Here is a 15,560-nt window from a genome sequence, read left to right on the forward strand (position 1 = left end):
CTGTATTAACAGAGGAAGTTAGTTGTACGTTAGTCGAAAATTAACATTTATTTTAGCTCTAAGCTTAAGTCTATTCTTAAGCACTGGAATATTTGCGTCGACGACTAAGCTAGGCTACTCTGGCCGTCTTGTGCAAACAAATGGCACACCGGTAACAGGAACTCCTGATCTTAAATTTGACCTCTATTACTCTGGCTCGATTGGAGTTAATAGGGGAACTGAGACAATCAATGCAGTTCCACTTTCAAATGGAATCTACACTGTCGAGCTAGACTTTACAGGTATTGCAGCAGTGATTGATGCTATTCCAGCTTCTGAGACTCTCGTTATTCAAGTAACAGATATAACTGATGTGGGAAATCCAGTTGTCTATGACTTTCAAAATATCTTAGCAACTCCAATTGCGGTTTATGCCAACCACGCGGCCCTTGCCGAGACTATTGCAAATGATGCGATCACTCCTGATAGCGTTGATTTTACTGGCGCTTGTTCGACTGGACAGGTCGTTTCTATAAATGCATCAAATGAATTTGAATGCGTGGATCAAACCGCAGCAGTAGCTGTTGATTCAACTCTTGTTAATAATGCGGGTGTCATAGGATTACCAAGTCTTGTGACTGATAATACAACTTACTATTCTGTTGTTGTGGATGCGCAGGGACGTGTGAAGAGTGGTAATACAACACCACCTTCAACAACAGCAAATGATATTCAAGATAATTTAATTGTTGATGCTGATATCAATACGAGTGCAGCAATTGCGTGGTCTAAGATTGATAAGACTGGGGCAACTCCAAGTGATGTTGGTCTAACTGTTAATAGTGCTGGCCCTCTCGGAACGACTTCTGCTATTGCAACTGAGAATGTTGTTAAAACTTATGTTGATACAACGGCAACGGCAATTGCTGATGCAAAAGTCATTAACGATATGAGTGGCGTGCAGACAACAATTGCACCTTCTGTTGATTCAGTAAAAAATTATGTAACAGCTCAAACAGGTGCTATTACATCTTCTCAATGGACAGATTCAGGACTCGACATTTATTTTAATACTGGGCATGTTGGGATCGGAACAAATTCTCCAACAGGACCGCTACATATCACTGGAGGAGCAAACGACGTCAACACAATGCGCTTTGGTGCGACTGATGCTGATGTTGCCGCTATTACAGATTATGCAAATATGGCAGGTCTTCTCATTGCTTCTGAAGGTGTTTCAAATAGCTATCATAGCTTTAGAATTGTAAGTGATATTGATGGAACAGATATTGAAAGTCTTGCTGTAACTAATGCTGGACGAGTAGGGGTTGGTGTTTTAGTACCAACTCAAAAATTAGATGTAGCAGGTTATGTTAAAGGGACAGGGCTTTGTATTGGGGCCGACTGTCGAACTTCTTGGCCAACTGGAAATGCTGGAACTGTGACGTCAGTAACTGGTGGAGCAGGCCTTACAGGTGGAACGATCACTTCTTCGGGAACTCTTGCAGTTGATGTGGGGACAACGAATGGCAAGATTGCTCAAGTTGGAGCTGGGGATAAATTAGCTGATTCAATTATTAACTATAATCCGGCCCTTGATGTTGCCTTAACTGGTTACACAACGGGAGCCGCTTCAAGCGTTGTTGCTACTGATACAATTTTGCAGGCCTTTGGAAAAATCCAGGGACAACTTGATGCTCATGCTACTTCCATTGCAGCTGCAGTAACTTCTGTTACTGGTGGAACAGGTCTGACAGGTGGAACGATTACATCAACTGGAACTCTTGCGGTTGACGTGGGAACGACAAATGGCAAGATTGCTCAAGTTGGAGCAGGTGATAAGTTAGCAGATTCAATTATTAATTATAATCCTGCCATTGATGTTGCACTAACAGGCTTCTCTACTGGAACAGCTTCAACAGTTGCAGCGACTGATACTGTGTTAGAGGCCTTTGGAAAAGTGCAAGCACAACTTAATTCTCAAGCAACTTCAATTGCTGCTAACTCAACACAATGGACAACGTCGGCAAGTGATATTTATTATTCAACAGGTATGGTGGGGATTGGAACAGCTTCTCCACGCACGAAGTTACATGTAACAGATACACTGACAAATAACGCAAATGTCGATGAGTCGGGACTTTATTCTCAGACTGTTCATTCGATTGATACGAATGGAGCTTACTCTTCTCGTGGAGCTTATGTTATTAATACGACTCAAATTGATTCCGGAGTGACTTCTTCAGGTATGCAAGTAGGACAATTGACTCAGGCCCTAAGAAACGCAGGTGTAAGCGGAGATAATGGAACTTTAGCTGTGCAAACAGCATCTAACGTTGCTTACGGACATCATAGCTTTGATGGTACAGCAAACCCGGTTACAACTGATGCATATGGGATCAAGGTCACAAATTATAATCGTTCAGGTACAGTGACAAATGCTTATGATCTTCATATTGGTAACGATAGTGGAGCAGGTGGAACTGTGACCAATCGTTTTGGACTTTACCAAGTTGGAGCAGCTTATAAGAACTACTTCCAAGGTAGTGTGGGGATTGGGACTAATTCTCCAACAACAGAATTAGAGGTGAGTGGAATTGTTTCGGCCAATAATATTGGATTGAGTCTTCCGGCCTCAAACTCTCTTGATAGCAATGCTCTTCCTGCTGGTTTATATCGTGCCAATACTTCAACAACTGGTTCTCCAACTCCTGGAGAAAGTGGTGCGACACTTAATATGCAAAGTGGTGTTGCAAGTGGTGCTGTTGCTCAGCTTCACATAAAGGCAAATAATACAGAAGATCCTCGTGCCTTTATTCGTCACAGTGATAACACTGGAGACTTTAAAGATTGGCAAGAGATTGTGACTGCTGATGCTACAGGTAATGTTGGTATCGGAACAACTGCAACGCAGAAGCTAACTGTTGATGGAAGTATCAATGTGACGGCAACGAATGATATTTGTATTGATGGAGCTGGTTGTTTGGCCGCTGCTATCTCTGGTGCTGGTGAAGTTAATACTGCATCTAGTGCAGGAGGAACTTCTCTTTATAAAACAAAGACAGGAACAGACTTAGTCTTTAAAGGTCTAACAAGTTCAAGTGATATTACACTTACGGCAAATGCCAATGATGTTGGCCTTGCTATCAATACCGCAAATGGAGCCAATGAATTATTAAGACTAGATGCAAGTGGGCGTGTGCCAGCTTCTAATGTTATGGGCACTCCTCTTACTGGTTATACTGTAGGGACAAATTCAGTTCTTGCACCAACCGATTCAATTGTTGATGCTTATGGAAAGATCCAAGCACAACTGAATGCTCAATTTACTTCAATTACAGGTCTGGACACAGATGATGTGGCCGAAGCTGGTAACTTATATTTTACGGATGTGCGTGCTCAAACTGCGGCCGTTGTTAACTCGACGGCCGGTAGTGAAACAACTCAGGCACCTTCTGTAAGTGCTGTTAAAAATTATGTGGATGCAAGAGCGACTCAATGGTCGACTTCGGGAAGTGATATTTACTATAACACTGGAAAAGTTGGGATTGGAACAGCATCTCCGATTGATAAATTTGAAGTAAATGGAAGTATGACTTTAAAAGGTGGATACCTTACTTTACAAAGACCTGTAACGGCAGGTAGTTGGGCCCGTGGTATGCACTATACACCAGATGGAAGTGTCGATGCCACTAGTAATGGTCTTGCAGGTTTTGGGCTACTGGGTAGTTCAACAACTCAACAGAAACTTTATATGACATTTGGGACTGCTCCTTGGAATAGTACAACTGGATTAATTGTTGAAAATACCGGGCGAGTAGGTATCGGGACGAATGCACCTCAAGGTCAGATTCATACATTCGGAACAGAGCCTGTCTTCTTTGACCGCGTTTCTGGTAATCCTTCTCACTTACTCTTACGTGGTGCTAAGGGAAGTATTGGTGCAGAGGTTGCTCCTTCAGATAATGAGGAAGTAGGACGAATTTCTTTTACTGGCTATGATGGATCAAGTTGGGCCACAACTGCGCTTGCGGGAATTTCTGGGCGAGCTTCAGAAAACTGGACTCCAACGACAAGAGGGACGGATCTTGATTTTAAAACCGTAACAAATGGCTCTCTTTCAGAACAAACAAGAATGATCATTGCAAATGATGGTAAGATTGGTGTTGGTTCGTCTGAACCAATTTCAAAACTTACGGTAAGAGGAGCTGATCATGTCACTAATGGGCCAACTCTAACTCTTGCTGGAGATGTGAGTAATCAATTTGAAGCTGGTCGTATTCGCTTTGCTGAGCCTAATAATACTTTCCAAGGTGGATATATTCACTATGATGGAACGGGGCCAGATTATCTTCACATTGGTGTTCATGAGACGGCCGACCTTTTAACAGCAAGTGATACCAATGCTATCAGCATAAGTCGTCAAACGGCGAATGTAGGGGTAGGGACAAGCACTCCATCATCGCGCCTACATGTTTATGAAAATGGTAAGCATTACCACGTTAATCGCAAGATTGACGGATACTCGCAAACAGAAAACTCAACAGGGATAAATTATATTCTTCTTCACCGTGCCTATGATGGAGCTCTCTTAGACGAGCACTATGTAAATGGTGAGATTAATTTAAGACGAGGTGGAACGGCTGCATGGAATCGAAAAGTTTCAGCACAAGTTAATACGGCCTGTGCTTATGATAGCTGTCGAGGAAATATTATCAATTACGGTGAATATACATACCTTGCTTATGTTACTTATAGTGGCGTGAAGTATGTTGCTCTTGCTATTCCAGATAACTCAACAATGTATAATGCGACCTTTACTGGTTACGCATACAACGCAACGGGTGTCGAGCAGTTAAGATTAGTTTATGATACAGATGTCACAAATGTTACAACATTTTCACAAAACGCTATACATACTAATGCAATAAATGTCGCTGCTGGAAATATATCAACAGCGTCTGGTTACGCTCTTGGATATAATCTTACTTCAACTACTGATAAATATGCACTCTACCCATATCTTTTAGGTCAAAAATCGAAAACAGGTTTAGGTCCATCTCTTCCTTATGATAATGCCATGAGTATTGAGTCTGATGCTCTCATAACATTTGTAGAAACAGATGCTGACAAGGTATCTGGTTATATGGATGTGAATACGAATACATTTGTGTGGGATGGAAATGTAGGGATTGGAATGACGGCCCCTACAAATGCACTTCATGTTACTGGGAATATTGGAGCGACTGGTTGGGTAGGTGCAGGCTGTGAAGGCTCTTGTTCTTCTGATGCCTATGCTATTAATTACGCTGATGGACGTATTAGAACATATTCTGGGACTGGATCAGCTTGTGAAAAGGCCGGAGGTTCTGCAACTTTCACATGTTCTTCAGACCGAAGACTTAAGCATGATATTGAAGATTTCAAAGATGGTATTGATGTGATCATGAAACTTCGTCCACGTACTTATGTTTGGAATGCGGATGAAAGCGAAAAGATTAATTACGGATTTATTGCACAAGAAGTACAAGAGGCAATTCCTCATGCAGTAACTGTAGATAAGCATAGAGAGGATGGGGAATACTTAACTCTTAATCAAGGAGAATTTACTCCTTATATTATCAATGCACTTCAAGATCTAAATCATATGATTGAAGATAATAAGAAGATGTTTAACTTCATGAGTAGTGGAATTGAAACAAAAGTAGATGAAAATAGTCGAGAAATCGCAAGCCTTAAAGAAGAGAATGCTGAGATTAAGGCCGAAAATAAGATGCTTAAAGATTATCTATGTTCAAAAGACCCTGAAGCTCCTTTCTGTGGACAGTAATAATTATTTGATTGGCCCAAAATCAAGGCGAATTTAGGCTACTTAGAATCACCACCGGCAGATAAGTCCTCTAAATGACATTTAATTATTGATCTTAACGAAACCATTCTATACTGACGATAAGCCACTGTATTAACAGGGGATCTTGGTTGTACGTTAGTCGAAAATTAACATTTATTTTAGCAATTTGTTTAGGGATATTCTTAAACCTAAGTGCTATTGCATCGACGACTAAGCTTGGTTACTCTGGCCGTCTTGTGCAAACAAATGGCACACCGGTAACAGGAACTCCTGATCTTAAATTTGATCTCTATTACTCTGGCTCGATTGGAGTTAATAGGGGAACTGAGACAATCAATGCGGTTCCACTTTCAAACGGAATCTATACTGTCGAGTTAGACTTTTCAGGTATTGCTACAGTGATCGATGGTATCCCAACAAATGAAACTTTAGTGATTCAGGTAACAGACATAACGGATGCAATGAATCCAGTTGTCTATGACTTTCAAAATATTCTAGCGACTCCAATTTCTGTTTACGCCAATCACGCAGCGGTGGCAGAAAATTTAGTTGTCGCAGCTACTTGCTCTCCTGGACAAGTTGTATCAGTAAATGCTTCAAATGAACTTGAGTGTGTGGATCAAACAGCAGCAGTTGCTGTTGACTCAACTCTTGTGAATAATGCGGGAGTGATTGGTCTACCAACTGTTGTGACAGGGGATACATATTATTCTGTAACTGTTGACGACTATGGACGAGTAACTGGAGGAACAACGACTCCTCCTTCAACAACGGCAAGTGATATTCAAGATAATTTAATTGTGGATGCTGATATCAATACGAACGCAGCGATTTCTTGGTCAAAGATTAACAAGACAGGGGCAACTCCAAATGATGTTGGCCTAACTGTTAATAGTGCTGGCCCTCTTGGAACGACTTCTGCTGTTGCAGCAGAGAATATTGTTAAGACTTATGTTGATACAACGGCCGGGGCAATTGCAGATGCGAAAGTAATTGATGATATGAGTGGGGTGCAAACGACAATTGCTCCTTCTGTAAATGCTGTTAAAACTTATGTGACTTCACAGACTGGAGGGATCACATCTTCGCAGTGGACAGATTCTGGACTGGATATTTATTTTAACACTGGCTATGTTGGTGTTGGAACAAATACTCCGATGGGTCCATTACATGTTGTGGGTTCTGCCAATGACTTAAGTGTCATGCGCTTTGGTGCAACTGATGCTGATATCTCAAGTCTTACAAATCTTTCTAATATGTCGGGTCTTCTCATTGCAAACGAAGGTGTTAATAATGCCTATCACTCACTAAGAATTGTAAGTGATGTGGATGCAACTCAAATTGAAAGTTTAGCAGTAACAAATGCTGGGCGAGTAGGTATTGGTGTTTTAGCGCCAACGCAAAAATTAGAAGTTGATGGCAATATCAAAGCAACAGGAGTTTGTATTGGGGCCGACTGTCGTACAGCTTGGCCAACAGGAAATGCAGGAACCGTTACATCTGTCACTGGTGGCACGGGGCTTACTGGTGGAACTATTACTTCTTCAGGAACTCTTGCTGTTGATGTGGGAACAACAAATGGCAAGATTGCTCAAGTTGGAGCAGGGGATAAGCTAGCGGATTCAATTATTAATTATAATCCTGCACTTGATGTTGCCTTGACTGGATATGCAACAGGAGCTGCTTCTAGTGTCGTGGCAACAGATACGATTTTAGAAGCCTTTGGGAAAATTCAGGGTCAGTTAGATGCTCATGCTACTTCTATTGCTGGGAATTCTACTTTAGTTATTAACTCGACGGCAGGAAATGAAACTGGACAAGCTGCTTCAGTGGATGCCATGAAAAATTATGTCACAACTGAAATTGCTGGTGTTAATCAATCTCAGTGGACAAATTCTGCAAGTGATATCTACTTTGATAGCGGACGAGTTGGTATTGGAACAACTTCGCCAATAACAGCACTTGAAGTTGATGGACAAATCACTGGTGGTTTTGGTGCAAGAACGACTTCTGGAGTTCTTGACTGGGATGATGCTAGTAATGCAAGGCCAGGAAGTGGTTACACCCTTTTAATGGGGGATGCGCCAAATGGGCCAGGGCCTTCATACTACTTCCACCCATTCTCATATGAGTATAATTCTAAAAATGGTAATGGGAATATGACCCAATATGCGATTCCTTATAATGGAACGGATATGTACTTACGTTATCGCTATAGTGGTGTTTGGTCTGGATGGAGTAAAGTTCTAACGACAAACTCTAATGGACGTGTCGGTATTGGAACAACAAACCCATCTGAAATGCTTGAAGTTGTCGGAAGAGTAAAAGGGACAGAGCTTTGTATTGGTGGTGATTGTCGTACATCATGGCCTACTGGAAGTGGAGGAACGGTAACTTCTGTTGCTGGTGGAACAGGTCTTACTGGTGGAACCATTACTTCAACTGGAACTCTTGCGGTTGATGTGGGGACAACAAACGGCAAGATTGCTCAAGTTGGAGCAGGAGATAAGCTTGCTGATTCAATTATTAATTATAACCCTGCAGTTGATGTTGCTCTAACTGGCTTCTCAACTGGTGCCGCTTCAAGTGTTGCGGCAACTGATACAATCTTAGAAGCATTTGGAAAAGTTCAAGGGCAATTAAATGCTCATTCGACTTCCATTGCTGCAAATTCAAATCTTGTTATCAATTCAATGGCCGGAACAGAAACGGGTCAAGCGCCATCGGTTAGTTCGATAAAGACTTATGTTGATGATCGCGCGACTCAGTGGGCGACTAGTGGAAGTGATATTTCATACACTGGTGGCAATGTTGGAATTGGTACAGCATCTCCTACAAGAAAACTTCATGTTGTTGCTGATGATGCAGTCGACGGAAATGATTTTATCGCTTTATTTCAAGAACCTGGAATTACGCCTGAAGCCTCGGCGACTGTTGGTATTGCCGCTGATCGAATGGTTATGGTGCAAGGAAGTGGTGGAGCATTCTATGGTGGTCGAGATGTAGCAAATGATATCGAATTTGCAATGGGAACAAGCATCGCAGGAGAAGCTTTCTCTGGTGCCATGACTAATCATAAGTATGGACTAAGAACAAATAATATTACGAGAATGACAATTGATGAAACCGGAAATGTCGGAATTGGTCTAACTGCACCAACTGCAAAATTATCAGTTGATGGTGATGCAGAGTTTTCTGGTTTTTATACAAGTGAGCAGGTCACTTACGCTAATTACAATTATACTAATCTTTCGTACTTCTTACTTGCTAAGTCATCTAGTGAAGACAAAGTCTATGGACGTATCTACGGACATCGTGGGAGTGCGACGGCCATCCCTCGTCCTTACTTTGTTGATGTTGTGATTGATACATCTTCTGTTTATACAGATGTAGGAGAGATCACAAATGCTTATCGTGTCGATGCAAAGATTGCTTTGGCCGAAATTACTTATAAGGGTGAAACATGGTGGGCGCTACGCTACGATGCGGACAGTACCTTTCATGCTAACAATATTGGATTCCAAGGTTTTCGATCTCAAGCAGATGCTGATGCCTTTAAGTTTATTAATGAAGACGATGCTGATTTAACAGCTGTTTTAAATGTTAAAGAGTATTCTCGAATTCGTGGAAGCCTTTATTATACAAAAGCAGGCAACCTCGGTCTTGGAACAACGACTCCAAGTGAAAAATTAGAAGTTAGTGGAAACGTAAAGGCCACGGCATTTATTGGTGATGGTTCTAGCTTAACGGGAGTTAACTCGTCATCATCTTCTAATATTGCAGATAATACAATCTCTGCTGATACTGATGTCAACGGAACTGGAGCTATTAATTTTGAAACTGGTGGTACAACTAAGATGACAGTTGATAACTCAGGTAATGTTGGTATCGGAACAGCTACTCCTGGTTCACTATTAAATGTCGCTTCAACTGCTCCAACATTTAGATTAACGGATACAGATCAAGGTGGAACTAATGAGCATCTTGTTATTGGAATTGATGGTGGGAATGCTACATTTGATGTTTCTGATGCTGGTGCAGGAAGTTCGATGATTTTACAAGGTGATGGTGATGTCATCCTTGCAGAGAGTGTTGGGAAGGTAGGGATTGGAACAACAACACCAACTACGACATTAGATGTCGTGGGAACAATTAAGGGAACAAGTGTCCAATCAGTTGACCCAATGTTTCTTGTTGCAGCTAGTGAGTGGAGTAATACGACTTACGACTTTTCTGCTGGTGCTTCGGCCACTGGGATTAATATTACATTTGATTTTGATAGTACGGGCTCTGATCCATTTCAATTTGGTTTAGACAGCAATAATTACTACCGTGTTTCACATGAAAGTGATAATGAGCAGACGATTAGAAAGACAATCGCTGGTGCTTCAACTGTCCTTGGAAATGTTGGACATACCTATGTTTCAGGCCAGAAGGGTCTAAAAGGTCATGTGAATATTACTAATAATATTATCACGTGGAAGATAACAAAGCCTAATGGTGCTTTTACCCAATCAAGCGGTGCTGTGGATACAGGAAGCTTACCGCTTTCAAATTTTAAAATTAGAGCAAATGCAAATCTAAGAAATGTAAAAATATTTACGGGGCAAAAAGAAGATCTTGCGGGTAGTAAGAGTCTTGTTGTGGATCATGCATCAGGAAAGATTGGTATGGGAACGACTGCTCCTTCTGCTCGTCTTTCAATTCAGCAAAGTGGAGTCGCTGATAATTATGAAGGTATTCGACTAATTGCTGATAAGAATAGTGATGGGACAAATGATGAGTACCTTGATGTTTATATCGATTCTGCCGGAAAGAAGATTATTCAAACTCAATCTTCAGGGGCAGCAGTACACGATCTTCTTTTAAATCCGGCCATTGGTAATGTTGGGATTGGAACGACAGCTCCAACTGATAAGTTACATGTTGCGGGTGACTTAAGAGTTGATGGCCAAATCTTAGGTAAGCAGCGCTATGTTGAAACAATAACTTTTTCAGACGGATGGGCCGAAGGTGATTATATCGAAGTCGTTCAAGCCGCTCCTATTGCAGCAGGTGCTGCGACTGGATGGTCGGTTAACATTTCTGGAACTCGTGGGAATTGGACGGAAAGTCATCTTTATGAATTTGCGACAGGGCATTCAGATGATTCGCCTTGGCAAGAAATTCTTCATCGTTCCGAAGCAGGGTATGGTAGTAATGGCAAGTGTTTTACTCTCGACGTAAATGGTAATGGTAACAGTCCGCAATTTAGAGTACGTGCCATAAAGCCTTCTGCCTCTTGTGGAATGCCAGCGTCCCTAAGTTTAGTTGTTGTCATTGAAGCAAAGACTAATATTAACTCTTGGACGAATTTATCATCAACAGGAAATGACTTAACTGTAACAGAGCTTCAATCTCACGCATTAAGCTTCAATGTTGTTACAGGACGTCCTGAAGATACAGCAGGAAAAATTGCCATTCACGCAAACGAGCAGGGTTATGTTGGAGTCGGAACAAAGTCTGCTGATGCACCATTAAGAGTACATGGCCAATCAACTTCGACAACATGGCCAACTGATACAACTCATGGTGACGTTGTCGCAAAATTTACTAATCATAATAATGGTTTAGAAATAGGAGTCGCTGGTACCCTTAATGCAAGACGTTCTTGGATTCTTGCTAGACATTCATCAGTAGACGTCTATGGGACAAATTTTTCAACACTCCATCTTCAACCAGATATTGGGACTGATACAAATTATCGTGGGGTAGGTATTGGACTTGATCCAGGTACTCATCTTGCTCTTAATGGAGAAAGACTTGTGGTTAACGGAACGGCCGCAAAACCAGGTGGTGGTTCTTGGGCAACTTATTCAGATGCTCGTCTAAAAGATTTAACAGGTGAATTCACTTATGGCCTAGATGCTATTATGGCCATTGATACAATTAAGTATCGTTATAAAGATAATAACGCTCTTGGTATTCTCAATGAAAGAGAACACTCTGGTTTTATCGCTCAGGATATTCAAAAAGTGATTCCAGAAGCTGTTAGAAAAACAACTGATGATTATCTAACTGTCGATAACGATCCAATCTTCTTGGCACTTATTAATGCGACAAAAGAGCAGCAAAATCAGATTGAAGAAAATAAGCGTATGCTTAGTCTTATGCAAGAAGGGATTTCTCGTCGAGTAGCATCCTTAGAAGAGCAAGTTGAAACACTTAAAGAAGAGAATGAGATTCTCAAGGCCTACCTCTGTCAGAAAGATCCTGATATGCCACTTTGCCCGAAAAACTAGTCAAAAATTATTGTTAACATGTTAACGTTAGTATTGAGATTTCAGTAAGTTAGAATCTTATCTTATTGATTTTCAAAAGAAGGCTACAATATAGATTATTGATCATCTTGCTAACTTTATTAGTAGTACGTTGGCCAGGAGGGAGCATGATCTTGTTAAAATTCGCAATTCTCTATTTTGCACTAATATATTCAACAATTGGCTTCGCCCAAGGTTCTCAACTTGATAGCTTATTACGTTGTAGCGAAGTTGCACAGGTTCGCTGCTTAGAAGTTCAGGAGTATGGCCAAGACTTTGTGGGTCCCATTCAGGAGGAAACCGTTATCCAAGCTAAAATAAGTGAAGTTATTTCCCCTAGTATTAGGGAGCTTATCTGTTGTGAGGATGATGAAAAGCTGAGAAAGTCTATTGTTGGCCATATCTTTGACCAAATGAAGCCTGATGATATGATCGTGGCCCTAATAGCACATAAGAGCGTGGAAGAGGTACGCGGCCCTTCAAGTGTTGATATGGTCTATAACGATGACCGCTTTGTTGGGCCAAAGCTGCCAAATAAGAAATAAATATCTCTCCATTAATTAATTCAGATACTTAGGGGCCCTCTTCTTAGGGCCTTTGTCATTTCTATGTCAATTAACAAATCTTTAATTGCTTTATTTTTAGGAGGAGCGTAATATTCTAGTATACCCTATAGGGGTATATGGTTTTGTTGTTCATAGAGAGGAGAGATGAAGTGAAAACAGTTAAATTTGTTGTCAGTGGAATTAAGTGTGGAGGATGTGTAGGTAAGGTTGAAAAGCAACTAAAGGATCTTTCAGGAGTGACAAATATAAATGTTGATATCGAAAACCAAGAAGTTCTTGTTAGTGGAGAGCAAGGTTTTTCAAATATGCAAATCAAGTCAATGCTAGGGGAAATCGGATTCCCTGTAACAAGCATGAAAAAACTTGAGGCTTAGGAGACTGAGTGGAAACACAAAATAGTGTAAACCTAAAAATTTCAGGTATGAGCTGCGCTAGTTGTGCAGCTTCAATTGAAAATGAAGTTTCAAAAATTGATGGTGTTAAACTTTCAAGTGTAAATTATGCAATTGAAAGTGGACACTTTGAATTTGAGAATAAGAGTGTCTTAGATGATATTGAAAATAAAATCGTTGAACTTGGTTATACAATCCAATCTGAAGAGGAAGAACTAAGTGATTCAGAACCGGCCAAATCTATTGAAAAGGATAATTTTCATAAGTTTGTTATCGGAATGAGTCTTGCGATTGCGGTCTTTATGTTTGAGATGGGACCTCTTAAGGGATGGCCTTCAAAGAAGGCCAATTGGTATATTCAGTTAGTTTTAACGACACCTATTTGGGCATGGATTGGTTTAAAGTTCCAACGCTCACTTCTACAATTTCTAAGAAGTGGTCGTTCCAATATGAATACTCTTATTGGGCTTGGGACAACTGCAGCATTCCTTTATAGTGTTTTTATCACTCTTTTTACAGATCTAAGTCGTGATCTTGGATTGACGACGAGAGTGTATTTTGAGGCCGTTGGTTTCATTACTTCTTTTGTCTTCCTTGGACAGTATTTTGAAGAAAGAGCGAAGAAGAAAACAAAAGAAGCTCTAAATGATCTCTTTAAATTATCGGCAAAGAAAGCAACGATTCTAAAGGGGGACTCATTTGTTGAAGTTGCCATTAGTGAAGTAGAGGCCGGTGATACTCTTAGAGTTCGTCCTGGTGAAAAATTTGCAGTTGATGGAAAGATTATCAAAGGTAGTAGTGCCATTGATGAATCAATGATCTCAGGAGAACCTCTACCTGTTAAGAAAGGTGAAGGAGAGCAAGTCTTTGCTGGAACAATCAATGGAGATCACGTTATTGATTATAAGGCCACAAAAGTTGGTAGCGATACTTTCCTTTCACAAATTATTAAGTTCGTTGAAGAGGCCCAGTCTTCTAAACCAAATATTCAAAAATATGCAGATAAAATTAGTGGAGTCTTCACTCCTGTGGTTATTGTTATCGCTGTTATAACTTTTCTTGCTTGGTACTTCTATGGAGGAGAACCAAGGTGGGGGAACTCGATTTCGAACTTTATTGCAGTACTTGTTATTGCTTGTCCTTGTGCTCTTGGGCTTGCGACTCCAACGGCAGTTGTTGTTTCAACAGGTCGAGCATCTTTAAAAGGTCTCCTTATTGGTGGTGGTGAAGTTATTGAAAAAGCGGTTGAAATTGACACGGTGATTTTTGATAAAACAGGAACGATTACTTTTGGCCGTCCTTCAGTAATCGATTCTCTTTATAAAGAGGGTGAAGATAGTAAGATGGTACTTACTCATCTTGCATCAATTGAACAATTCTCTGAACACCCACTCGCAAAAGCAGTTCTTAATTATGCAAATGAAGAGGGTGCTGAGTTAAGCGAACCAGATAGCTTTGAAGTTATTAAGGGGAAAGGAATTATCGCTGAGATTGATGATCTTGAATATCATATTGGAAATGAATCCTTATTAGATGACTTACGTATCAAAAGAGATATTGATTTAGAGTCAGAGAAAGTAGGAAGTTATATTTTTGTTGCTCGAAATAAAGAGCATGTCGCAACTCTTATTGTTGGTGATGAGATTAAACCTAGTGCAAAAGAGGCAATTGATCACTTTAAGTCACTGGGAATTGAGACTTGGATGATTACAGGTGACAATGAAATTGTCGCTAAGAGTGTAAGCGAAGAGGTTGGTGTCGACCACTTTATCGCGAGAGCCCTTCCTCTTGGGAAGGCATCACAAATTGAGCGCTTACAAAAAGAAGGCCGAAAAGTCGCCATGATTGGTGATGGAATTAACGATGCTCCTGCGCTTGCTAAAGCAGACTTGTCAATGGCGATGGGAACAGGAACAGATGTTGCGATTAGTGCATCAGATGTGACAATTGTTAAAGGGGATATCGCAAAGGCCGTAGAATTCATTGAACTTGCTAAAGGGACAATGAAGATCATCAAGCAAAACCTCTTTTTATCAATGATTTATAACACTCTACTTATACCTGTTGCGGCCGGTGTCCTTGTTATTTTTGGAGGTCCAACAATGCCTCCAGTTCTTGCAAGTGTGGCCATGGGGTTAAGTAGTATTTCAGTCGTTTCAAATAGTTTAAGAATAAGGAAGTTAATATGAGTAAACACCCAGATCACAAAGCTACTCTAACAAGAGTCAATCGCATTGAAGGGCAAGTACGTGGCATTAAGAATATGATTGAAGATGGCAAGTACTGTGTGGATATTCTGACTCAGATCAAGTCGATTAGAAGTGCTCTTAAAGGCCTTGAACACGTGATTCTAGAATCTCACCTAAATAGCTGTGTCATGAAGGCCATAAAGTCTGGCTCAGAAAAAGATTCTGAAGAGAAAATCAGTGAGATTATGGAACTTTTAAAAAAATCAGCAAAGTCGTAGGTTTTA

6 protein-coding genes are annotated in these 15,560 nt (G+C 40.7%); all 6 read left to right on the forward strand.

The window, feature by feature from the left end:
• Nucleotides 1-22: 22 nt before the first annotated feature.
• The 6 genes from ABMA79_RS08740 to ABMA79_RS08765 all read left to right on the forward strand — a co-directional run bounded on the left by ABMA79_RS08740 (nucleotide 23) and on the right by ABMA79_RS08765 (nucleotide 15,554).
• Complete coding sequence (locus ABMA79_RS08740; protein ID WP_393091891.1) at nucleotides 23-5,809, forward strand: tail fiber domain-containing protein; 5,787 nt, start codon at nucleotides 23-25, stop codon at nucleotides 5,807-5,809.
• A gap of 149 nt (nucleotides 5,810-5,958) precedes the next feature.
• Nucleotides 5,959-12,111 (forward strand): tail fiber domain-containing protein, encoded by a 6,153-nt coding sequence (locus ABMA79_RS08745; protein ID WP_393091894.1) that lies wholly within the window; start codon nucleotides 5,959-5,961, stop codon nucleotides 12,109-12,111.
• Nucleotides 12,112-12,257: 146 nt separating this feature from the next.
• Nucleotides 12,258-12,674 (forward strand): hypothetical protein, encoded by a 417-nt coding sequence (locus ABMA79_RS08750; RefSeq protein ID WP_393091897.1) that lies wholly within the window; start codon nucleotides 12,258-12,260, stop codon nucleotides 12,672-12,674.
• Between the two features lie 170 nt (nucleotides 12,675-12,844).
• Complete coding sequence (locus ABMA79_RS08755) at nucleotides 12,845-13,069, forward strand: heavy-metal-associated domain-containing protein (RefSeq protein ID WP_392859607.1); 225 nt, start codon at nucleotides 12,845-12,847, stop codon at nucleotides 13,067-13,069.
• Between the two features lie 8 nt (nucleotides 13,070-13,077).
• Nucleotides 13,078-15,276 carry a heavy metal translocating P-type ATPase gene (locus ABMA79_RS08760; RefSeq protein ID WP_393091899.1) on the forward strand — a complete coding sequence of 733 codons (2,199 nt, stop codon included), beginning with the start codon at nucleotides 13,078-13,080 and terminating at the stop codon, nucleotides 15,274-15,276.
• Entirely contained in the window at nucleotides 15,273-15,554 is a 282-nt protein-coding gene (locus ABMA79_RS08765; protein WP_021267828.1) for a metal-sensitive transcriptional regulator, read from the forward strand. Before ABMA79_RS08760 ends, ABMA79_RS08765 begins: the two co-directional genes overlap by 4 nt.
• Nucleotides 15,555-15,560: the final 6 nt, after the last annotated feature.

The organism is Halobacteriovorax sp. HFRX-2_2 (genome assembly GCF_043196705.1).
Lineage (GTDB): Bacteria > Bdellovibrionota > Bacteriovoracia > Bacteriovoracales > Bacteriovoracaceae > Halobacteriovorax_A.